Annotated in this window: 22 protein-coding genes and 1 tRNA gene; 4 read left to right on the top strand and 19 right to left on the bottom strand. The window is 70.2% G+C overall.

What is annotated here, in order from left to right:
* Positions 1 to 24 precede the first annotated feature (24 nt).
* From EDD29_RS01035 to EDD29_RS01015, 5 genes are all read right to left on the bottom strand, one after another.
* Positions 25 to 633: a PIG-L deacetylase family protein gene (locus EDD29_RS01035; protein ID WP_281281012.1), complete on the bottom strand. Its 609-nt coding sequence runs from the start codon at positions 631 to 633 to the stop codon at positions 25 to 27.
* 168 nt (positions 634 to 801) lie between these two features.
* On the bottom strand, positions 802 to 1,677 hold the full coding sequence (locus EDD29_RS01030) for a phytanoyl-CoA dioxygenase family protein (RefSeq protein ID WP_123661712.1): 876 nt from the start codon (positions 1,675 to 1,677) through the stop codon (positions 802 to 804).
* A 138-nt stretch (positions 1,678 to 1,815) separates the two neighbouring features.
* A complete protein-coding gene (locus EDD29_RS01025) occupies positions 1,816 to 2,592 on the bottom strand; it encodes an SDR family NAD(P)-dependent oxidoreductase (RefSeq protein ID WP_123661711.1) in 777 nt (258 codons plus the stop codon).
* Positions 2,593 to 2,642: 50 nt separating this feature from the next.
* A complete protein-coding gene (locus EDD29_RS01020; protein ID WP_123661710.1) occupies positions 2,643 to 3,416 on the bottom strand; it encodes a sugar phosphate nucleotidyltransferase in 774 nt (257 codons plus the stop codon).
* Entirely contained in the window at positions 3,413 to 4,615 is a 1,203-nt protein-coding gene (locus tag EDD29_RS01015; RefSeq protein ID WP_123661709.1) for a class I SAM-dependent methyltransferase, read from the bottom strand. The genes EDD29_RS01020 and EDD29_RS01015 overlap by 4 nt, the downstream gene beginning before the upstream one ends.
* A gap of 252 nt (positions 4,616 to 4,867) precedes the next feature.
* Between EDD29_RS01015 and EDD29_RS01010 the strand changes: the two genes are divergently transcribed.
* Together EDD29_RS01010 and rfbB are read left to right on the top strand one after the other, a co-directional pair.
* On the top strand, positions 4,868 to 5,932 hold the full coding sequence (locus EDD29_RS01010; protein ID WP_123661708.1) for a glucose-1-phosphate thymidylyltransferase: 1,065 nt from the start codon (positions 4,868 to 4,870) through the stop codon (positions 5,930 to 5,932).
* A 43-nt stretch (positions 5,933 to 5,975) separates the two neighbouring features.
* On the top strand, positions 5,976 to 6,920 hold the full coding sequence (gene rfbB, locus EDD29_RS01005) for a dTDP-glucose 4,6-dehydratase (RefSeq protein WP_123661707.1): 945 nt from the start codon (positions 5,976 to 5,978) through the stop codon (positions 6,918 to 6,920).
* Here the strand turns inward: rfbB and rfbC are convergent, their stop codons facing one another.
* From rfbC to EDD29_RS00940, 13 genes are all read right to left on the bottom strand, one after another.
* Positions 6,921 to 7,490 carry a dTDP-4-dehydrorhamnose 3,5-epimerase gene (rfbC, locus tag EDD29_RS01000; protein WP_342774475.1) on the bottom strand — a complete coding sequence of 190 codons (570 nt, stop codon included), beginning with the start codon at positions 7,488 to 7,490 and terminating at the stop codon, positions 6,921 to 6,923.
* A 141-nt stretch (positions 7,491 to 7,631) separates the two neighbouring features.
* A complete protein-coding gene (locus EDD29_RS00995) occupies positions 7,632 to 8,888 on the bottom strand; it encodes a sulfate adenylyltransferase subunit 1 (RefSeq protein ID WP_123670193.1) in 1,257 nt (418 codons plus the stop codon).
* Between the two features lie 26 nt (positions 8,889 to 8,914).
* Positions 8,915 to 9,820, bottom strand: coding sequence for a sulfate adenylyltransferase subunit CysD (gene cysD, locus EDD29_RS00990; RefSeq protein WP_123661705.1), 906 nt, complete (start codon positions 9,818 to 9,820; stop codon positions 8,915 to 8,917).
* Between the two features lies 1 nt (position 9,821).
* Positions 9,822 to 10,616, bottom strand: a complete 795-nt coding sequence (locus EDD29_RS00985) for a 3'(2'),5'-bisphosphate nucleotidase CysQ (protein ID WP_123661704.1) — start codon at positions 10,614 to 10,616, stop codon at positions 9,822 to 9,824.
* A 107-nt stretch (positions 10,617 to 10,723) separates the two neighbouring features.
* Positions 10,724 to 11,332: an aminoacyl-tRNA hydrolase gene (pth, locus tag EDD29_RS00980; RefSeq protein ID WP_123670192.1), complete on the bottom strand. Its 609-nt coding sequence runs from the start codon at positions 11,330 to 11,332 to the stop codon at positions 10,724 to 10,726.
* A 117-nt stretch (positions 11,333 to 11,449) separates the two neighbouring features.
* Complete coding sequence (locus EDD29_RS00975; RefSeq protein ID WP_123661703.1) at positions 11,450 to 12,070, bottom strand: 50S ribosomal protein L25/general stress protein Ctc; 621 nt, start codon at positions 12,068 to 12,070, stop codon at positions 11,450 to 11,452.
* A 379-nt stretch (positions 12,071 to 12,449) separates the two neighbouring features.
* Positions 12,450 to 13,427 (bottom strand): ribose-phosphate diphosphokinase, encoded by a 978-nt coding sequence (locus EDD29_RS00970; RefSeq protein WP_123661702.1) that lies wholly within the window; start codon positions 13,425 to 13,427, stop codon positions 12,450 to 12,452.
* Complete coding sequence (glmU, locus tag EDD29_RS00965) at positions 13,424 to 14,908, bottom strand: bifunctional UDP-N-acetylglucosamine diphosphorylase/glucosamine-1-phosphate N-acetyltransferase GlmU (RefSeq protein WP_123661701.1); 1,485 nt, start codon at positions 14,906 to 14,908, stop codon at positions 13,424 to 13,426. Before glmU ends, EDD29_RS00970 begins: the two co-directional genes overlap by 4 nt.
* Before the next feature lie 166 nt (positions 14,909 to 15,074).
* Positions 15,075 to 15,146: transfer RNA gene (locus EDD29_RS00960), tRNA-Gln, on the bottom strand.
* Between the two features lie 74 nt (positions 15,147 to 15,220).
* Entirely contained in the window at positions 15,221 to 15,850 is a 630-nt protein-coding gene (locus tag EDD29_RS00955; RefSeq protein WP_246052441.1) for a TetR/AcrR family transcriptional regulator, read from the bottom strand.
* A 24-nt stretch (positions 15,851 to 15,874) separates the two neighbouring features.
* Positions 15,875 to 16,618, bottom strand: a complete 744-nt coding sequence (locus EDD29_RS00950) for a TetR/AcrR family transcriptional regulator (protein WP_246052440.1) — start codon at positions 16,616 to 16,618, stop codon at positions 15,875 to 15,877.
* Positions 16,619 to 16,629: 11 nt separating this feature from the next.
* Positions 16,630 to 17,562, bottom strand: coding sequence for an acyl-CoA desaturase (locus tag EDD29_RS00945; protein WP_123661699.1), 933 nt, complete (start codon positions 17,560 to 17,562; stop codon positions 16,630 to 16,632).
* A gap of 404 nt (positions 17,563 to 17,966) precedes the next feature.
* Positions 17,967 to 18,719 (bottom strand): methyltransferase domain-containing protein, encoded by a 753-nt coding sequence (locus tag EDD29_RS00940; protein WP_123661698.1) that lies wholly within the window; start codon positions 18,717 to 18,719, stop codon positions 17,967 to 17,969.
* A 173-nt stretch (positions 18,720 to 18,892) separates the two neighbouring features.
* Between EDD29_RS00940 and EDD29_RS00935 the strand changes: the two genes are divergently transcribed.
* Positions 18,893 to 19,213: a DMT family transporter gene (locus EDD29_RS00935; RefSeq protein ID WP_123661697.1), complete on the top strand. Its 321-nt coding sequence runs from the start codon at positions 18,893 to 18,895 to the stop codon at positions 19,211 to 19,213.
* A 31-nt stretch (positions 19,214 to 19,244) separates the two neighbouring features.
* Here EDD29_RS00935 and EDD29_RS00930 read toward each other — a convergent pair whose 3' ends face one another.
* Positions 19,245 to 20,240 carry a hypothetical protein gene (locus EDD29_RS00930; protein WP_148085832.1) on the bottom strand — a complete coding sequence of 332 codons (996 nt, stop codon included), beginning with the start codon at positions 20,238 to 20,240 and terminating at the stop codon, positions 19,245 to 19,247.
* Positions 20,241 to 20,711: 471 nt separating this feature from the next.
* Here EDD29_RS00930 and EDD29_RS00925 point away from each other — a divergent pair, with 471 nt between their 5' ends.
* Complete coding sequence (locus EDD29_RS00925; protein WP_123661695.1) at positions 20,712 to 21,233, top strand: YbaK/EbsC family protein; 522 nt, start codon at positions 20,712 to 20,714, stop codon at positions 21,231 to 21,233.
* The last annotated feature ends 561 nt before the right edge of the window (positions 21,234 to 21,794 follow it).

Genomic DNA, 21,794 nt, shown 5'->3' with positions numbered 1-21,794 from the left:
GCTCCTTCGGTAAGGGGGTCTCGTTCAGAGGGTGAGCGTCGCCTTGGCGGCGTGGAACGCCTCGGCGTAGCGGGAGTTGCACTGGACGCCGCGGATCCGGGCCAGCCCGCGGAAGGTCTCCTCGTCGAACCAGGTCCTGCCGTGCTGCGACGGGTAGCAGGCGTGGAGCAGCTCGACCTTCTCCGCGACGGTCTCGGCCGCGAGCGGCACGAAGAACCCGGGCTGGGCGAGGTCGGACTCCCACTTGACGATCTCGTAGCCGAGGCTCTGATGGCTGCGGAAGGCGGTGGGCATCAGGGCGGCCAGACCCCGGTGGTCCTGGTGGGCGTCGTGCGGCGACGGGCCGAGCACCAGATCGGGCGCGGTGCGGCGGCGGACCTCCTCCAGCGCCTCCTTGGCCCGCTCCCAGTGGGCGGGCAGCCGCCCGTCGGGCAGGTCGAGCACCGTCACGTCGAGGTCGGCTCCCGGGCAGAACGCGGCGAGCGCCTTGCGCTCCTCCTCTTCCCGCGCGGTCCCCCCACCGGACAGCACCAACGCGGTCACCCGCACCCCCGGCCGCGCACGGCACAGCTCGAGCAGCAGTCCCCCCGCCCCGATGGGCACATCATCACAATGCGCCGCCAACAACAGCACCTCGGAGGCACTGAGCCGAATCACCCCCGCACCCCCCGCCGACCCACGCCCGCCACCCCGCGACTCATCGCAGTGGGCTCCGTCCTGCACGTGCCCGGGGCGGGCGCCTTCTCCGGGCAGGCCGAACAGCGCGGCCCACGGTTCATCGCGCTCATCTCCGGTGCGTGCTCACTTCTCGTACTCGGCGGCGAGGTCCTCGGGCATCGGCGCAAGGTCGCCGGCCCGGACGAAGTCCCGCAGGGTGGTACCGGTGCAGGCGGCGTCGACGTTGGGGGCGCCGCGGTGCGCGCGGACGTCGTCGATGTGGACGGTGCGGAAGTCGATGCTGAACCGGGTCCGGCCGGAGGTGTTGGGCACGGTCGAGTGGAGCTGGGCGCCGGAGAACAGCAGGACGCCGCCCGGGTCGGGCACGATCCGGATCTGCGGGTCGAGGTCGACCGGCTCCTCGGGCCTGGGCTGCTCGCGGGTGTCGGAGCGCACATGCCGGGCCGCGCTCTTGCGGCTCGTCCTGTTCCACTCCGCGTAGTCGTAGCGGGCGCTTCCGTTGCGCACCGGCCGGTCGAAGTAGCCGGGATGAAAGGCCATCACATTGTCGGTGGCCACGGGGAACACCGGAATCCACCAGTTGAGCTGGGAGAAGGGCGCCGAATACCAGCAGTCGCGGTGCGGATGGAAGGCATAGGAAATACCCGAGGTGAGGTACTGGCCGGATGTGGACGTGCGCAGCCGCGGCACATCGAAATAGGTCTTCGCCGGATCTGCGCCCAGCTCTGAAATGATCTTCGGCAGCAGCTCCTTGCATGTCGGGTGGTGGATGAACCTGGGCTTGAGCTCCGCCAGCAGGCCCGCGAAGTCCTCCACCTCCATCACGAACTGCGCGTGCTCGGGATCGCGCCCGCCGAACGCCTCGGCCACCAATTCCCTGGCGAATGCGGCAAGCTCGGCCGACGCCGGAGTCGGCCCGTACGTGAACAACTCCCCGCTGTAGAGCAGCCTTCTGCGCTCCTCATCACCGATGCCCGAATCGGTGAAAATCGCGGTCATCCCGCCTCCCCGGTATTCACCCCTGCCCCATACCCCCTACGAGTTATACGCCGGACCCGCGAGAATGAATAGCCTCGAGCCGGAAACGGTCGGCGCACGGAGTCACCACGAAGGCGCGACCGGCCATAAGCCGAATGCTCAGGGATAGAAGCGCCGGTCGGTTGGCCGATCCTGGCCGCCGTCGACACAGATGTTCGCGCCGTTGAACCCCGAGCCCCGTGGCGACAGGACAAAGCACGCGGCGTCGGCCACTTCGTCCAACTCGACCAGCCTTCCCGAGGGGAGTTGGAACCTGGCGAACTCCGCGTACGCCGCCGGCTGCTCCTCCCGCAGCCGCCCCCACCGGCCGCCCTCGAACTCGACCGAACCCGGGCTCAGCGCATTGACCCTGATCCCCCGGGGCGCCAGTTCCTCGGCCAGCGACCGGGCCAGCTGGATCTCCGCCGCCTTCGCGATCGAGTACGAGGTCCGGCTGCCCGGCTTCCAGCCGCTGATCGACGCGACGACCAGGACGGACGCCGCGGGGCTCGCCTCCAGGTGTGGCAGCGCGGCCCGCACCGCCTGCGCGGCGTGGCCCGCGTTCAGCGCGAACGTCTCCGTCCACTCCGCCGCGGTCGACTCGGCGAGATCGCCGCCGACCGAGCCACCCGCGTTGGCCACCACGAGGTCGAGCCCGCCGAACTCCGCCGCCGCGGCCTCCACCGCCGCCGTGAGCCGCCCGGGATCCGTCACGTCCGCCACCGTGCCGTGGGCCCCCGGGCCCAGCTCCGCGACGGCCTTCGCCAGCCGTTCCCCGTCCCGCGCGCACACCGAGACCCGGGCGCCCTCGCGCAGCAGCGCGCGGGCGATGGCCAGTCCGATACCGCGCGTCCCACCCGTCACCAGGGCCCGCAGCCCCTTGAGTCCAAGATCCATGACCCCAGGCTAGGACGCCGGACCGCGGGCCGTATCCCTCGCGCGAGGGATCACCGCTCCCAGAGCGCCCAGGGCCGTTCGCCGCGCGAGTACGCCTCGTCGAGGGCCATCCGCTCCTTCACCGTGTCGGTCGGCTTCCAGTAGCCGCGGTAGGGATAGGCGAGGAGGCGTCCGGCCTTGGCCAGCCCGGCACAACCGTCGGCGACCAGATCGCCGCCCTCGGGGATGTGGTCGAAGACCTCCTGCCGCAGCACGAAGTAGCCGCCGTTGACCCACAGCGGCATCTCCGAGACCGGGATGATCCCGCCGACGCGCGAGCCCTCGCCCAGTTCTATGCAGTGAAAGGTCTCGGCGGGCGGCACCACCATCATCGACGCGCCCGCGTCGCTCGCCGCGAAGTTCTCGATCAGCGCCGGAAGCGGGGCGTCGGTGAGCACGTCCGCGTAGTTGGCCAGGAACATCTCGTCGCCGTCCAGGTGGTCGCGCACCCGCCGCAGCCGCTCGCCGATGGGCGACTCGAGGCCGGTCTGGATGAAGGAGATCGACCAGTCGCTGATGTCGGTGGACATCAGCTCGACCTTCCCTCCGCGCAGGACGAAATCGTTGGAGGTGGTCTCCTGGTAGTTGAGGAAGAAGTCCTTGAGGTGATGGGCGCCGAAGCCCAGGCAGAGGATGAAGTCGGTGTGCCCGAAATGCGCGTAGTAGCGCATGACGTGCCAGATGAGCGGGCGCGGGCCGACGAGCTGCATCGGCTTGGGGGCGTCGCCGGGGGTGCCGGTGCGCATGCGGGTGCCGAACCCGCCGCAGAACAGGACGACCTTCACACGATCTCCAGGGAGGGTATGGGGAACACCAGACGGCCGCCCCACCCGCGCACGTAGGCGAGCTGCTCCGTCAGCTCCTCGCGCAGGTTCCACGGCAGGACCAGGACATAGTCGGGCCGGTCGGCCGCGATCCGCTCGGGCGGCAGCACCGGGATCCGGGTGCCCGGCGTGTAGCGGCCGTGCTTGTAGGGGTTGCGGTCGACGGTGTAGGCCAGCAGGTCGGGGCGGATTCCGCAATGGTTGAGCAGGGTGTTTCCCTTGCCGGGCGCCCCGTACCCGACCACGGTCTTGCCCTCGTCGGCGGCCTGGACGAGGAAGCGCAGCAGGTCGCGGCGCACCCGGGCGACCCGTTCGGCGAACGCGGTGTACCCGGCGAGCTCGTGCAGCCCCGCCGCCTTCTCCCGCGCCAGCACCTCCGCGACGCGCGGCCCCGGCTCGCCCTCCGGCCTGGCCCACAACCGGAGCGAGCCGCCGTGCGTGGGCAGCAGCTCGACGTCCACGAGGACGAGCCCGCCCGACGCCAGGGCCCGCTGCGCGGACGCGACGGTGTAGTACTGGAAGTGCTCGTGATAGATCGTGTCGTACTGGTTGAGCTCGATGAGCGTGAGCAGGTGCTGCACCTCGATCGACACCCATCCGTCGTCGGCGACCAGGGCGCGCAGCCCCTTGGTGAAGCCGATGACGTCCGGGATGTGCGCGTAGACGTTGTTGGCGACGACCAGTCCGGCGGGCCCGTGCCCGGCGCGGACCGCCCGGCCCGTCTCCTCGGTGAGGAACTCCGTCACGGTCGGCACGCCCTTGTCCCGAGCTGCCTGGCCGACGTTGGCCGACGGCTCCACGCCCAGGCACCGCACCCCCCGGGCGACGGCGTGCTGGAGCAGGTATCCGTCGTTGCTGGCGACCTCCACCACGAAGTCCGCCCCCGTGCGCGCCAGCGCCTCGTCCACGAACCTCCGCGCGTGCGCCACCCACGAGGTGGAGAACGAGGAGAAGTAGGCGTACTCGGTGAACGTCTCCTCGGGGGTGATGAGGGGCGGGATCTGCGCGAGCAGGCACTCGGCGCACAGGCGCAGGTGCAGGGGGTAGGTCGGTTCCGGCGCGTCGAGCGCCTCGCGGGTGAGGAACAGCTCGCAGGGCGGCGTGGCGCCCAGGTCGACCACGCTCTCCAGCCGGGAGGATCCGCACAGGCGGCAGTTCACGTCGCGTACTCCAGGGCCGGGTCCATGGGTGCCGGGTCGTCCGCGCGCGCGAAGTCACGGCGCGCGGAAAGAATAAGGGAATTGCGAGAAGTCAAGGATTGGCCGAAAATGGCCATGCATGAGATATAGGTAAAGATCATCACCAAATCAGGAACCTCCCCTGGTTTGCCCCCTGTGAAGTACCTACAGGAGTTATACGCTGGCCGCCGGAAAATAAATAGTCTTGGTGCTATTCGCACGCAGGGGGGCGGATTGAAGGCACTTGTCCTTGCCGGGGGGTCGGGGTCCCGGCTACGGCCCATCACCCACACCTCCGCCAAGCAGCTCGTGCCCGTCGCCAACAAGCCGGTCCTCTTCTACGGGCTCGAGGCGATCGCGGCGGCGGGGATCACCGAGACGGGCATCATCGTCGGCGAGACCGCCGCGGAGATCGAGGACGCCGTCGGCGACGGCTCCGCGTTCGGCCTCCGGGTCACCTACCTGCGGCAGGAGGCTCCGCTCGGGCTCGCGCACGCGGTGCTCATCGCGCGCGGCTACCTCGGCGGCGACGACTTCGTCATGTACCTCGGCGACAACTTCGTCGTCGGAGGGATCGACGGCCTGATCGAGCGGTTCCGGCAGGAGCGCCCGGCCGCCCAGGTGATGCTCACCAAGGTCGCCGACCCGTCGGCCTTCGGGGTGGCCGAACTCGACGCCTCGGGCCGGCTGATCCGGCTGGAGGAGAAGCCCGCCAGGCCGCGCAGCGACCTCGCACTCGTCGGCGTGTACCTGTTCAGCCCCGCCGTGCACGACGTGGTCGCGGCGCTCAAGCCGTCGGCGCGCGGCGAACTGGAGATCACCGACGCGCTCCAGGGCCTGATCGACGCGGGCCTGCCGGTCGGCGCGGAGCTCGTCTCCGGCTACTGGAAGGACACCGGAAACGTCACCGATATGCTGGAGGTCAACCGGCTGGTGCTGGAGTCGCTGCGGCCCGCGGTCGAGGGCACCGTGCTGGACAGCGAGCTCATCGGCCGGGTCTCGATCGCCCCCGGCGCCCGGGTCACCGGCTCTCGGATCGTCGGTCCCGCCGTGATCGGCCCCGGCACCGTCGTCGAGAACTCCTACGTCGGCCCCTTCACCTCGATCGACCGCGACTGCACGCTGGCCGACTGCGAGATCGAGTACTCCATCGTCCTGCGCGGCGCCTCGCTCCGCGGCGTCCGGCGCGTCGAGGCCTCGCTCATCGGACGGCATGCCGAGGTGACGCCCGCGCCGCGCGTCCCCAGCGCGCACCGCCTCGTCCTGGGCGACCACAGCCGGGTCCAGATCAGCTCCTGACCCCCGCACGACACAGCGACCATGACTCCTCGGAGGGAGCCGGATGGCACGGGTACTCGTCACCGGAGGAGCCGGTTTCATCGGCTCGCACTACGTGCGCGCGCACGCCGCCGCGCACGAGATCACGGTGCTCGACCGGCTCACCTACGCGGGCAACCTCGCCAACCTCGCGGACGTGGCCGGGCGGATCACGTTCGTCAAGGGCGACATCTGCGACGCCGACCTTCTCGCCGGCCTCGTCCCCGGGCACGACGCGGTGCTCAACTTCGCCGCCGAGTCGCACGTGGACCGCTCGATCGCCGACGGCGCCGAGTTCGTCCGCACCAATGTGCTGGGCGTCCAGACGCTGATGCGGGCCTGCCTCGACGCGGGCGTGCCGCGCGTCGTGCAGGTGTCCACCGACGAGGTCTACGGCACGATCGCCGAGGGGTCCTGGGGCGAGGACGCGCCGCTCTCTCCCCGCTCGCCGTACTCGGCGGCCAAGGCGGGCGGCGACCTTCTGGCGCTGGCCTACCACCGCACCCACGGGCTGCCCGTCGTGGTGACGCGCTGCGGCAACAACTACGGCCCCTACCAGTACCCCGAGAAGGTCATCCCCCTCTTCATCACCAATCTGCTGGACGGCCTGAACGTGCCGCTGTACGGGGACGGCGGCAACGTCCGCGACTGGATCCATGTGGCCGACCACTGCCGGGGCATCGACGTGGCGCTCGCCGAGGGCACCCCGGGCGAGGTCTACCACATCGCGGGCAACGCCGAGCTGACCAACAAGGAGCTGACCTCGCGCCTGCTGGACGGGCTCGGCCTCGGCTGGGACCGCGTCACCCCCGTCGCCGACCGGCCCGGCCACGACCGCAGGTACTCGCTCTCCGACGCCCGCCTGCGCGCGCTCGGCTACGCCCCCGCCACCCCGTTCGCCGACGGCCTGGCCGCCACGATCGACTGGTACCGCGCGAACCGGGCCTGGTGGGCGCCCCTCAAGGCCTGATCAGCGCCCGTACCAGCGCACGCACTCCGCGTACTCCGGGAGCAGTCCCCGCTCGCGCGCCTCGGCCAGCGACGGCGCCGCCGCGTCCTTCGGCGAGAGCAGGGGTGCCTCGCCCGGCCACGCGATCCCCAGCTCGGGGTCCAGCGGATGGACGCCGTGCTCACGGCCCGGGTCGTAGGGCGTCGAGCACAGGTAGACGACCGTCGAGGCGTCGGCCAGGGAGAGGAAGGCGTGGCCGAGCCCTTCGGCGAGGAAGACCGCCTGGCGGCTCTCCGCGTCGAGCCTGACCGAGCGCCACTGCCCGAACGTGGGCGAGCCGAGCCGCAGGTCCACGGTGACGTCGAGGACGGCGCCGCTCACACACGTCACGTACTTGGCCTGGCCGGGCGGCACCGCGGCGAAGTGCAGGCCGCGCAGCACCCCCTTGGCCGACACCGAGCAGTTGCCCTGGGCCAGGGGAAGCCTGTGCCCCGTCGCTGCGAGCGCGTCCTCTTGGAACCATTCGAGGAAGACGCCGCGGTCGTCCCCGTGCACCTTCGGGGTGAACAGATAAGCCCCCGCCAGCCCCATGTCCTCCACCGCGCCAGCGTGGCATCCCGATCTTGCGGCCCGCAAACACGCGGCCACTTGCGGCCGGACGCGACGCGGGCCCCGGATCCCGTGGCGTGCACGGAATCCGGGGCCCGTCGGCGGTGCAGGGCGAATCTCGGGTCAGACGGTGATCATCCCGGCGGCGACGGTGCTGTTGGTCGCCTCGTCGATGAGGATGAACCCTCCGGTGAGGCGGTTGCGGCCGTAGTCGTCGACGAACAGCGGCTGGGTGACGCGGAGCGTGATCCGGCCGATCTCGTTGAGCTTGAGCTCGGTGGCGTCCTCATTGCGATGCAGGGTGTTGACGTCCAGCTGGTAGTGGAGGTCCTTCACCATGGCGCGCGCGGTGCGGGTGGTGTGCTTGAGCACCAGCTTGCTGCGCGGGGTCAGGGTGCGCGTGTCGTTCATCCAGCAGACCATCGCGTCGATGTCCTGGACGGCCTTCGGCTGGTTGTTCGGCCGGCAGATCATGTCGCCGCGCGAGATGTCGATCTCGTCGGCCAGCCGCAGCGTCACCGACATCGGCGCGTACGCCTCGCTGACCGCGCCGTTCGGGCCCTCGATCTGGGTGATCGTGGTGGTCAGGCCGGACGGCAGGTGCATGACCTCGTCGCCCGGCTTGAGCACGCCGCCCGCGACCTGGCCCGCGTAGCCGCGGTAGTCGTGCAGCGCGGGGTCGGTCGACTTGTACGGCCGGATGACGTACTGCACCGGGAAGCGCACGTCGACGAGGTTCCGGTCCGAGGCGATGTGCACGTGCTCCAGGTGGTGGAGCAGGCTCGAGCCGTCGTACCAGGGGGTGTTCACCGACCGCTCGACGACGTTGTCGCCGTTCAGCGCCGAGATCGGGATGAAGGTCAGGTCGCCGATCTGGAGCTTGGAGGCGAACTCGGTGAACTCGTCCTTGATCGCCTCGAAGACGTCCTTGGAGTAGTCCACGAGGTCCATCTTGTTCACCGCGACGACGAGGTGCGGCACCCGCAGCAGCGTCGTGAGGAACGCGTGGCGGCGGGACTGCTCGAGGATGCCCTTGCGCGCGTCCACCAGGATGATCGCGAGGTCCGCCGTCGAGGCGCCGGTGACCATGTTCCGGGTGTACTGGGTGTGCCCGGGGGTGTCGGCGATGATGAACTTGCGGCGCGGGGTCGCGAAGTAGCGGTACGCCACGTCGATCGTGATGCCCTGCTCGCGCTCGGCGCGCAGGCCGTCGGTGAGCAGCGCGAGGTTGGTGTACTCCTCGCCGCGGTCGGCGCTGGTCTTCTCCACGGCCTCCAGCTGGTCCTCGAAGATCGACTTCGAGTCGTACAGGAGACGGCCGATGAGGGTCGACTTGCCGTCGTCGACGGAGCCCGCGGTGGCGAAGCGGAGGATGTCCATCCGCGGCGATGTGGGAGCGGCGGACATTAGAAGTAGCCTTCCTTCTTGCGGTCTTCCATCGCGGCCTCGGACGCGCGGTCGTCGGCGCGGGTCTGGCCGCGCTCGGTGACCCGGGTGGCGGCGATCTCCTCGATGACCTCGTCGAGGCCGACGGCCGCGGACTTCACCGCGCCGGTGCAGGAGATGTCGCCGACCGTGCGGTAGCGCACCATCGCCTCGAACGCGGGCTCGTCCTCGCCGCGGTTGGCCGGCGGCAGGTCGGCCAGCAGCATGCCGTCGCGCTCGAACACCGTGCGGGTGTGCGCGAAGTAGATCGACGGGAGCTCGATCTCCTCGCGCCGGATGTAGTCCCAGATGTCCAGCTCGGTCCAGTTGGACAGCGGGAAGACCCGGACGTGCTCACCACGGTGGATCTTGGTGTTGTACAGGTTCCACAGCTCGGGCCGCTGGTTCTTCGGGTCCCACTGGCCGAACTCGTCACGGAACGAGACGACGCGCTCCTTGGCGCGGGCCTTCTCCTCGTCGCGGCGGGCGCCGCCGAACGCGGCGGTGAACTCGTGCTCCTCGATCGCGGCGAGCAGCGGCACGGTCTGGAGCTGGTTGCGGGACGCGCGGCGGCCCTTCTGCTCGACGAGCACGCCCTTGTCGATGGCGTCCTGGACGGAGGCGACGATCAGACGGAGCCCCAGCTCCTCGACCCGCTTGTCGCGGTAGGCGATGACCTCGTCGAAGTTGTGCCCGGTGTCCACGTGCATGACGGGGAACGGGATGGGGGCGGGCGCGAACGCCTTCTCGGCGAGCCGCAGCATCACGATGCTGTCCTTACCACCCGAGAACAGCAGCACAGGGCGCTCGAACTCCGCCGCCACCTCCCGGATGATGTGGATCGACTCGGCTTCGAGGACGTCCAGCTGGGACATCAGGTATTGCATGTCAGCGAACTCCAGCCAAGATCAAATCGGAGAGGGCGGGGTGGCACACAAGGATATCCGGCAAGTAGGGGTCCTCTGCGTTGTAGCGCAGCTCAGCCCCGTCGATCCGGCTCGCGTGCGCTCCCGCGGCGAGCGAGACGGCGGCGGGGGCCGCGTTGTCCCACTCGTACTGGCCGCCTGCGTGCACATAGACGTCGGCGTCGCCGAGGAGGACCGCGGCGATCTTCGCACCGGCCGAGCCCATGGGCACGAGCTCGGTGGTGTACCCCGCGGCGTGCAGGTGCTCGCGCAACTGCGCGACGACCTGCGGCGGCCGGGTCCGGCTCACCACGATGCGCACGGGGGCGCGCTTGTCCAGGATGTCCGCGGGCGGGGCGGCGAAGCGGGCCGTCAGATCGGCCAGGAGCGGCGAGCCGGGGCGGGTGCTCAGGGTGCGGCCCTGCGCGGGCAGCGCCACGGCGCCGGCGGCCAGGGCGCCCTTCTCGTAAAGGGCGACGTGGACGGCCCAGTCGTCGCGGCCTTCCTCGCTGTACTCGCGGGTGCCGTCGAGGGGGTCCACGATCCAGACGCGCTCGGCGCCCAGCCGGACGAGGTCGTCCTTGCCCTCTTCGCTCAGCACGGCGTCGGCGGGGCGGATCCCGGCGAGCTCGGCCATGAGGAACTCGTGCGAGCCGAGGTCGCCGGCCTTCTTCAGCGCCGGACCGTCGGCGAATCCGTGCTCGGCGCGCAGCGCGAGCAGCACTTCGCCGGCACGCGTCGCGAGATCTTCGGCAACGTCGTGGTCATCAACCGTCATCGGAACAGGGTATCCCGCCAAAGTTGATCTTGTTGCAAGGAATCGGGAACCCGGGCATGAGAATTAGATGGGTAACCGAACTTTGTCCGGATTGGTGGGTGTGCCCGTTACGGTGCGTGAAAAGTGTTCTGCGCCGCGGCGATGCCGGACGTGAGGACCGCCTCGGCCGCGTCCGCCGCCCGGTCCAGGAAGTAGGGGAGCTCGCGCCGCTCGGCAACGGCGAACTCCTTGAGGACGAACGCCGCGGCGTCCATCCGGCCGGGCGGGCGGCCCACCCCGAAGCGCAGCCGCAGGTAGTCCTTCGAGCCCAGCGAGCGGGTGATCGACCGGAGCCCGTTGTGGCCATTGTCACCCCCGCCCTGCTTGAGCCGCACCGCGCCGAAGTCGATGTCCAGCTCGTCGTGCACGACCAGCAGGCGCTCGTCGGGGATCTTGTAGAAGTCGCGCAGCGCCTTGACCGGGCCGCCCGACTCGTTCATGTACGAGCGCGGCTTGGCCAGCACCGCGCGGACCCCCGCGAGCCTGCCCTCCACCACGTCGCACCGCGACTTGTGCGTCTTGAACCTGCCGCCCGTCCGCCCGGCGAGCAGATCGAGCACCAGGAAGCCCGCGTTGTGCCGGGTGGCCTCGTACTTCGGCCCGGGATTCCCGAGGCCGACGACCAGCCAGGTCTCCTCGCCCACCGCGCTCACCCGGTCCTTCCCGCGAAACCACATCCCGCGCATCATCCGCTCATTGTCGCCGGTCGCCGCCGACCGACACCGCCGAAGGCCCCGGAACGCGCAGGGCGTTCCGGGGCCTTCGGGGAAAGCTCCTTCGAGGGGCTCGGCGCGTCACTCCGCGGCCGGAGCCTCCTCGGTGGTCTCTTCGCCGGCCTCGGCCTCGGCGGCCTCGCCCTCGCCCTCGACCTGGACCTCCTGGACGCCGGTGATCTGCAGGACCAGCGCGTCCTCGTCACCGGCGATGGTCACGCCGCGCGGCAGGGCGAGGTCCTTGACCAGGACCGTGGCGCCCTCGGCCAGCGTCGACAGGTCGACGGTGATCTCGGTGGGGATGTGGGTGGCCTCGGCCTCGAGGGAGACGACGGTGAGCTCCTGCGCGAGCTGGCCGCCGGAGACGAGGTCGCCGGTGGTGACGACGGGGATGTCCACGGTGACCTTCTCGCCGCGCTTGACCAGCAGCAGGTCGACGTGCTCGAGGAAGCCCTTCAGCGGGTCGCGCTGCACGTCCTTCGGCAGGGCGAGCTCGTCGCCGTCGGACAGGCCCGAAACGAGCAGGAGGACGTTCGGGGTCTTCAGGGCGAGCATGAGCTCGTGGCCCGGAAGCGTGATGTGCTGCGGGTCGGTGCCGTGCCCGTACAGAACGGCCGGCACCTTCCCGGCGCGACGGGTGCGCCGGGCGGCACCCTTACCGAACTCGGAGCGCGGCTCGGCGGCGATGCGTACCTCGGACACGGCGAAACTCCTTGAAGGAAACTCGTTAAGAACTGACGCTTGTAAGACCTCGGCCCTCCGTAGGGCGTCTCGGCGCATCTCCGGCACAGGCGACCCGGTCTATTCGGGCATGCCGCGCAGCAGGAGGCGCACACGGTCCATGAAGTCTAGCCGATCCGGGGACCATAGCGGACCCCGGGCCCCCGACTGCACGGGGCACGACCCCTCGGCGGAGTCGGCGGCCTGGCGAGCGGGCGCCCGGCGGCGCCGAGCCTCAGGGGCCTGACGGCCGGGGCGCCCCGGCGCCGCCCCGGAGGCCGTCAAGGCCGCAGGGGCGGCGCCGGGATCCAAGGCGCCCGGCCGTCAGGCCGAATCAGCACAGCCGTGAGGCCGGATCAACTCAGCCTTCGCCGTCGAAGAGGGAGGTGACCGAACCGTCGTGGAAGACCTCGTTGATGGCGCTGGCCAGCAGCGGGGCGATCGACAGGATGGTGAGCTTGTCGAACTGCTTCTCGGCCGGGATCGGCAGGGTGTTGGTGAGCACCACTTCGGAGATCCGGGAGTTCTTCAGGCGGTCCACCGCCGGGCCGGACAGCACGCCGTGGGTCGCGGTGACGACGACGCGGGCGGCGCCCTGCTCGAACAGCGCCTCGGCGGCCTTCACGATGGTGCCGCCGGTGTCGATCATGTCGTCGACGATGACGCAGGTGCGGCCCTCGACCTGGCCGACGACCTCGAAGACCTTGACCTCGTTGGCGACCAGCGGGTCACGGCGCTTGTGGATGATCGCCAGCGGGCAGCCGAGGCGGTCGGTCCAGCGCTCGGCGACGCGGACGCGGCCGGCGTCGGGCGCGACGACCGTCACCTGTGAGGTGTCGAGGGTCTTCGCGACGTGGTCGGCCAGCAGTTCAAGGGCGAACAGGTGGTCGACGGGGCCGTCGAAGAAGCCCTGGATCTGCGCGGTGTGCAGGTCGACGGTGATGAGCCGGTCGGCGCCCGCGGTCTTGAACAGGTCCGCCATGAGGCGCGCGGAGATCGGCTCGCGGCCGCGGTGCTTCTTGTCCTGCCGGGCGTAGCCGAAGAACGGCGCGACCACGGTGATGCGCCGGGCGCTGGCGCGCTTGAGCGCGTCCACCATGATCAGCTGTTCCATGATCCACTGGTTGATCGGAGCCGTGTGGCTCTGGATCACGAACGCGTCGCTGCCGCGGACCGACTCGAGGAACCGCACGAACGTCTCGCCGTTGGCGAAGTCGTAGGCGGCGGTCGGCACGAGCTCGCAGTCGAGGTTGACGGCGACCTCTTTGGCGAGCTCCGGATATGCGCGGCCCGAGAAGAGCATCAGCTTTCTCACGGACTGTGTTTTGATCCCGCTCACTTGTCCCCCTCCTGGGTGTTGTTCTCACGCGCCCGTTTTGCCGCTTCTGCGGCAGGAGTACCGGCGCGCCTGCGCTCGACCCAGCCCTCAACGTTGCGCTGCTGCCCGCGGGCCACGGCCATAGCCCCGGGCGGTACATCCTTGATGATCACTGATCCGGCCGCTGTGTAGCTCCCGTCGCCGATGGTGACGGGGGCCACGAGCATGTTGTCGCTGCCGACGCGGACGTGGTCGCCCACGACGGTGCGGTGCTTGGCGACGCCGTCGTAGTTCACGAAGACGCTGCCGGCCCCGATGTTCGAGCCGGTGCCGATGGTGGCGTCCCCGACATACGTCAGGTGCGGCACCTTCGACCCCTCGCCCACTTCGGAGTTCTTGATCTCCACGTAGGTCCCGGCCTTGGCCTTGCGGCCCAGCCTGGTGCCCGGACGGAGATAGGTGTACGGGCCCACCGAGGCCTCGGGGCCGATCTCGGCCCCCTCCGCCACGGTGCGGAACACCCGGGCGTCCTCGCCGACGACGGTGTCGGTCAGCGTGGTGTCCGGACCGACCTGCGCGCCCGCGCGGACCACCGTACCGCCGTGCAGCTGGACGTTCGGAAGGAGGGTGGCATCCGCCTCGACCTGCACCTGCACGTCCACCCAGGCGGTCTGCGGATCGACGACCGTCACGCCCTCGCGCATGAGGCGCTCGAGCACCCGGTCGTTGAGCTGCCTGCGCGCCGCGGCGAGCTGGACGCGGTCGTTGACGCCCTGTGTCTCGATCCAATCGGCGACCACGGAGGCGCCCACGCGGTGCCCGTCGCCGCGCAGGATCCCCAGGACGTCGGTGAGGTACTCCTCGCCGCCCGCGTTGTCGGTGGTGAGGCGCTTCAGGGCCCCGTCCAGCAGGGCGCCGTCGAACGCGTACATGCCGACGTTGATCTCGGCGATCGCACGCTGCCCCTCGGTGGCGTCCTTGTGCTCGACGATGCCGGTGACCGCGCCGTCCAGGCCGCGCAGGACGCGGCCGTATCCGGTGGGGTCGGGCACCTCGGTGGTCATGACGGTGACGGCGTTGCCGTCCCGTTCGTGCGCGGCGATGAGGCCCTGGAGGGTCTCGCCGGTGATCAGCGGGTGGTCGCCGTTGGTGACCACCACGGTGCCTTCCAGCGGCCCGGAGTCCGCCAGCGCGACGCGGACCGCGTGGCCCGTCCCGCCCTGCGTCTCCTGGACGACCGGGACGGCGTCCGGCGCGACCTCGGCCAGGTGGGCGATCACCTGGTCGCGGCGGTGCCCTACGACGACGACCAGGCGCTCGGGAAGCAGGGTCTGGGAGGCGGCGAGGACATGCCCGAGCATGCTCCTGCCACCGATCTCATGGAGGACCTTCGAGGTGCGGGACTTCATCCGGGTGCCCTCGCCCGCGGCGAGGACGATGACTGCGGCCGGGCTCACAGAGTGGCTCCTGGGCTTCGCGGACGGGACTGAGCGATGTCTCATGACGGACGACTGCGGCGCAGGTGGGACGACGCTTGGCGGGACCGCTCTCAGTGGACGAGCGGTAGAGAAGCTTCGCCAGGGCGTAACCCACCTGACATGAACAAAGAGTACCGCCCGGGCGGAGGACCGCCCGCACCGGCAGCCCCACGAACACACAGAAGAGCGGCTCCGGCGCCAGGACTCGAACCTGAACAGAGGGCACCAAAAACCCTAGTGCTGCCGATTACACCACGCCGGACCGCCGCGAACCCGCGGCTGAAGCCACGATACCGGTCCGAGCAAGGTCTTTTCGGCCCGGAGGGCGGCAAGGACTCAGGTGCGGCGTGACCTCGGTCGGAGGCGGGGGGTGGCCTCCAGGTCGGACAGGCCGTTCCAGGCGAGGTTCACCAGGTGGGCGGCGACCTCTTCGCGGCGGGGCCTGCGGACCTCCAGCCACCACTGGCCCGTCATGGCGACCATTCCCACGAGCATCTGGGCGTACATCGGGGCCAGGCGGCCGTCCCTGCCGTGCTTCTCGAACTCGTCGGCGAGAAGGTACTCCACGTGGGTGGCGATATCGCTGATCAGGCTGGCGAAGGTGCCCGTCCCGGAGGCGGCGTGGGAGTCCCGGACGAGGATGCGGAACCCGTCGGTGCTCTCCTCGATGTACTCCAGCAGGGCGAGGGCCGCGCCTTCGAGCTTGCCCCGGTAGTGGATCCCGTCGGACATGCCCTGGGTGACCATGCCGAGCAGACGGGTCATCTCCCGGTCGACGACGACGGCGTACAGCCCTTCCTTGCCGCCGAAATGCTCGTACACGACGGGCTTGGACACCCCCGCCTTGGCCGCGATCTCCTCGACCGCCGTGCCGTCGAAGCCGCGCTGGGCGAACAGGGCGCGACCGATCTCGATCAGCTGCTCCCGCCGCTCCTTGCCCGTCATCCGCTTGCGCCGCTCCGCCATCAGATCATCATCCCGTGCTCTCGATCAGGCTTCCGCGGGGGCTTCCCCCCGCGTGCCTGCCTTGCGACGCGCCTTCTCCAGTACCTTTTCGGCCCTCGCCCTGTCCTTCTCCTGGCGGCGTTCGGCCTTCTCGCGCTCCTTGGCCCTGCGGCGCGGATCCAGGGTCGGCCGTTCCTCCAGCTGGGACAGGCCGTTCCACGCGAGGTTCACCACATGCGCGGCGACGTCCTCACGGCGGGGACGTCTGCTGTCCAGCCACCACTGGCCGGTGAGCGCGATCATCCCGACGAGCATCTGGGCGTACATCGGCGCCGACTTCTCGTCCAGGCCGTGGTGATCGAACTCACGTCCGAGCAGGCCCTCGACCTCGCCCGCGATCTCCGACAGGAGGCTCGCGTAGCTGCCCGCCCCGGAGGCGGCGTGGGAGTCGCGGACGAGGATGCGGAACCCCGCGGTGCTCTCCTCGATGTACTCCAGCAGCGCCAGGGCGGCCAGCTCCAGCTTGCGCCGGTAGCCGGCCTCCGTGGCCAGCGCGGTGGTCACCAGGGACTGGAGGCGCTCCATCTCCCGGTCGACGACGACGGCGTACAGCCCTTCCTTGCCGCCGAAATGCTCGTACACGACGGGCTTGGACACCCCGGCCCTCGCCGCGATCTCCTCGACCGACGTCCCGTCGAAGCCGCGGACGGCGAACAGCTCCCGGCCTACGCCGAGGAGCTGCTCCCGTCGTTCGCTTCCGGACATCCGCCGTCTTCGGGAGTCGCTCATGGCCTAAGACCTTAGGCGCGCTTGGCGTCCAACCGCTCACGAGTCGGCCAACGCACATCCCAGGCGAGACCGAGCTTCTCGAAGATCCAGATGGTCCGGGCGCTGATGTCGAGCTGCCCCTTGCCGACGCCGTGGCGGGCGGCGGTGGGGTCGGCGTGGTGGAGGTTGTGCCAGGACTCGCCCAGCGACGGGATCGCCAGCCACCACACGTTGCGCGACTGGTCGCGGGAGGCGAACGGGGTGTCGCCGAAGGTGTGGCAGATCGAGTTGATCGACCAGGTGACGTGCTGGACCAGGCAGACCCGCACGAAACCCGCCCAGAACAGCGCGGTGAAGAACCCGGCCCACGACCAGGTGACCAGGCCGCCGATCGCGGCGGGCACCAGGAACGTTCCCGTGACGAGCAGGCCGAAGTTGTTGTGGAGCCACAGGAGGTCGCGGTCGGCCTTGAGGTCCTTGGCGTACTTGTCGACGTTGGTGGCCTTGGCCGCGTACAGCCAGCCGTAGTGCGACCAGACGAGGCCCTTGAAGAGGGCGGCGGCGCTGTCGCCGTACTTCCACGGCGAATGCGGGTCGCCCTCCTTGTCGGAGAACTTGTGGTGCCTGCGGTGGTCGGCGACCCAGTTCAGCACCGGGCCCTCGATCGCCAGCCCCCCGGCGATCGCGAGGGCGATGCGCATGGCGCGGCCGACCTTGAAGGAGCCGTGCGTGAAGTAGCGGTGGTAGCCGACGGTGATCCCGCCCGCGGAGAGGAAGTAGAACACCGCCGCGATGATGATGTCCGTCCAGCCGAGGAACCTGCCCCAGGCGACCGGCACGGCGGCCAGCAGGGCGAGGAACGGCACGCCGGTGAAGAGCGCGACGAGGATCTTGTGCTTGAGACCGTTGCGGCTGTCTGACAGGTCGTCCAGCGGTGCGGCGCCGGCGATGGGAGTAGCGGTCACGTGGTCGTCTCTCGTCCGGGGTGGGCGGGCGGTTTCTACGCCACCGTAACCTACGGTCTCGTAAGGCTGGAAGACTCCGGACAGCAAATTCGCCGGCACAAAGGGTGAACATGCATTCACCACAGGTTGTGAACACCCGTTAACCCCTGGGTCGAAAATGTCGTCGAATTCGCTCCGGCCGGGCGCCGCGCGCCCCGGGACCGCACAAAAAAGGACCGGCAGGCCGCGGGAGGTTGTCCGCGCGGCCGCCGGCCGGTTCCCGGCTCTTGGTACGGAGCCGGGGTGGGTGGCGGCGAGGTGAGCCGCCTCATCAGTAGGTGCCGCCCGCTATGGGAGTCGGCAGCACCGCAGGGGAACGTATAGCCGCTTTCCTCCCACTGCGGGCGGCACCTCGTCTTCTGTTGTCAGGGCCTGCGCGCCACCGCGAAGATCCGCCGGAACGGGAAGACCGTTCCGTGCTCCGTCGGCGGGTAGGCCTCCCGCAGCCTCGCCGCGTAGGCGGCGAGGAAGTCCTCAGGGTCGTCGAGGGCGGCGAGGACGGGCCGCAGCGCGGTGCCCTTCATCCACTCCACGACCGGGTCGGTGCCCTGGAGCACCTGAAGGTAGGTGGTCTCCCAGACGTCGGCCTCGCAGCCGAGCCCGGCCAGCGCCGCGAGGTACTCCTCGGGCTCCAGCACGGCGGGCCGCTCCTGCCGGACGCCGTACTCGGCGCTCAGCTCGCGCAGCAGCACGTGGCTGGGCGCACCGAAGTTGCCCGGCACCTGGAAGGCCAGGACGCCACCGGGCACGAGGTGCGCCGACAGGCGGCCGAGCAGTTCCACGTGCCCCGGCACCCACTGGAGGGCGGCGTTCGACACGATGACGTCCACCGGAAGATCGGGCGCCCAGTCCACCAGGTCGGCCCGCTCGAAAGCGAGCCCCGGCACCTGGCGGCGCCATGCCGCCTCGATCATCTCCGGCGAGGAGTCGATCCCCTCGACGCGGGCGGCGGGCCACCGGTCGGCGAGCGTCGCCGTCAGCACCCCGTCACCGCAGCCGAGATCCGCCACCCGGCGCGGGTCCTTCACCCGCACCCGCGCGGCCAGCTCGAAGAACGCCCTGCCCCGCTCCGCGGAGAACAGGCCGTACTGCGCCGGATCCCAGGCTTGTCTTGACATCGAGATACATAATGGCAACACATTTGTCTCGACGTCAAGACGCTCGCGCACCGAGTCGGACCATGTCCGATGTCGGCTATCGTCGGACACAGGTGGTCGAAACCCCGGCCGCCCGCCGACGAGGGTGTCCGTACCGGCTGAGCAAAGACGGCCTCATTTGGAGGTCGTTCGCCATGGCATGGATCCTGCTCGTCTTCGCCGGCGCCCTTGAGGTCGCCTGGGCCACCACCCTTCCCGCCACGCAGGGCCTCACCCGCCTGTGGCCCACCACCGCCTTCGTCGCCATGCTCGCGGCGAGCATGTACGCGCTGTCGCTCGCCACCCGCACCATCCCCCTCGGCACCGCCTACGCGGTCTGGGTCGGCATCGGCGCCCTCGGCACCGCCGTCGTCGGGATCGCCTGGCACGGCGACCCCGCGACCCTGCCCCGCCTCCTCTTCCTCGCCCTCCTCGTCGTCGCCGTCCTCGGCCTCAAGGCGACCTCAGGCCACTGAGCCGGAGCCGGCCGCTGGACCGCCGTCCGCCTCAGCCCTGTCCGCCGGACTTCGCGGCGGGCAGGGCCGACCAGCTGTAGCCGACCTTGAGCGGATCCATCATCAGGAAGAGGAGTTTCTCGGTGACCTTGGCCTTGCGCTTTCCGTTGTCCAGCCTGCGTCCCTTGCAGCTCTGGAACGTCGCGAACACCGTGCCGAGCCTCTTGCCCGCCTTGTCGCGGAAGATCAGGGCGAGGTCGGGCACCACCGGCCGGACTCCGTCGGCGCACTGTGATTTCGGCGCGTCCTTGTTCGGACCCGGCCGCGCCTTGCTGAGCGCCGTGGCGAGAGCGCGCGCCTTGGCGCCCTTGAGCCGGTGGGAGGCGGCGAGCTTCAGCCCGTGCTTCTTCAGGTCCGCGACGTACTCGGGGTCGGTGTACTCACCGCCCGCGAAGTAGCAGAGCGAGACGGACGCCGGAGCAGCCGGAACGAACTTCGCGCCTTTCACCCCGCCCGCCTTGGCCCGCTTGCTCTCCGTCGGGCAGCCCTTCGCGTCGGTCCGGGCCAGCCGGAAGCCGTCGAGGATCCGGCGCGTGCGCGTCTCGCTCAACGTGCGCACCACGAGCACCAGGTCGCGCGACGGGATGCGGACCCGCCCCGCGTACCTGCCATCGGGCAGCCGCTTCGCCAACCGCTCGGCGGCCACGCCCGACACCTTGGTGACGACGGGTTCCCCGGTGAGCTGCTCGACCTGGTCCGAGTACTCGACATCGGCGCGGTACCCGATCAGGGCCACCTCCTTGTCGGCGGGCTCCTCGGTGTAACAGAGGTTCCGCATGCCCTCCGCCCGCACGACGGTGGGCCGCCCGCTCATCCCGCACCCGTAGTCGTTCACCGACCACCCGCCCGGCACCGCGACCTCGGCCCCCGCGGTCCCCTCGAACCGCCACCCGGCCGGCTTCGCCCCCGCCGCCCCGCCCATCCCCACCAGCAGTGCCAGCGCCAGCCCCACCGCCCCCAGACCCCGCCCCACTCGCCGCGATCCCATCCGCCATCCCTTCACCGCCGCACACCCCACACCCCGGACCATAATCCCCACCCCCACCAAAAGAGACCCGTTCCCAACATCTCCCCACCCCCGACCACGGCACCAGGAGACCCCCTCCACCACCGCCCGCCACCCCAGCACCCCCGCGATCCCTCCACCACCGCCCGCCACCCCAGCACCCCAGCACCCCGGCACCCCGGCAATCCTGCGCCCACCGCCGTGTCGGCACCCCGCGCCACCCCAGTACCCCCGCGAACCCACGCGAGCCGCCGCGGCACCCCATTCGGTCCTGCGCCCGCCGCCGCCACGACCCGGCACCGTCGCAGGGGGCGGCTGCGTCATTTCAGGCTCGCGACCGACGCTGTTCAGGGGAGGCGTGCGGGCGGGCACAGCGGGTGCGGGAGGCGGCGTCGGGCGTACGCGGGATGAAGGGGAAGGCGGACAGTTCTCAGGAGCGGTTAAGGTGCGGGGGTGGGCGAGGTTCTGGAGTGGGTGGGGGCGCCTCAGGCGCTGGGGTTGCTGGCGGGGCCGGTGGCCCGGGTGATCGAGGGGGTACCGGGGGCCGAGGTCGCGGAGATCGATCCGGAGGTCTCCGACACCGCCGAGTTCTGTGCGCGGTACGGGGTGGCGCTGGAGGCCAGCGCGAACTGCGTGATCGTCGCGGCCAAGCGGGGCGGGCAGACCTCCTATGCGGCGTGCGTGGTGCTCGCCACGGCGCGCGCGGACGTCAACGGGGCGGTGCGCCGCCGACTGGGGGCGCGGAAGGTCTCCTTCGCGCCCATGGACGAGGCGACCGGGCTGACCGGCATGGAGTACGGCGGGATCACGCCGGTGGGGCTCCCCGGCGACTGGCCCGTGCTGGTCGACGAGGCGGTGGTCAGGGTGCCGCGCGCGGTCATCGGCAGCGGCCTGCGCCGCTCCAAGATCCTCCTTCCGGGCACCGCGTTCACCGCGCTGCCCAACGCCGAAATCCTCCCTCTGACCCTTTTGTAGCCTTCCCCACCCCATCGGCCGTCGCGCTCCCGCGACCGCCGCCCGCAGGCCCGCCCGGCAAAAGCCCCTTAGCCGCGCCGCCGCCCCGCCGACCATCGATCCGCCCATCACTCCACCCATCACTCCGCCCTCCGCGCACCCGCATCCGCCGTACCGCGATTTCCTGGAATTCACTTCACCGTCACCGTAAACCAGCAGCGCGAAAGGCGCCGGAGCCACCTGTGGATAACCTCGGAATCGACGGCGGGACAAGGGATGCGGTGCGAAATCGGCGGATGCGCGGCGGCATTCCCAATATTGGGAGTTGCAGGAACGACGCATAGGATATTTCCGAACGATCAGTGCGATACATGTCGTAACAGCCCGCACCGCGGCCGCCCCGGCAAGGTGCTACAGCCGCGCCGAACCTGAGATCCCGGGCCGATGAAGACCTTCAAAAAGGTCGAATCGGGAGGTAGAGGGATGGTGGCCGGATGCCGTCTTGACTTTTTTCCGACATGGCTGACAGACCGGGTTTCCTACCGGAAGGATGAACCCCGCGCTATCGGCGGAAAGGCGGGA

This window comes from Actinocorallia herbida (assembly GCF_003751225.1).
Lineage (GTDB): Bacteria > Actinomycetota > Actinomycetes > Streptosporangiales > Streptosporangiaceae > Actinocorallia > Actinocorallia herbida.
Note: the sequence above shows the minus strand (reverse complement) of the source record. Positions and strands in the feature narration are given on the sequence as shown.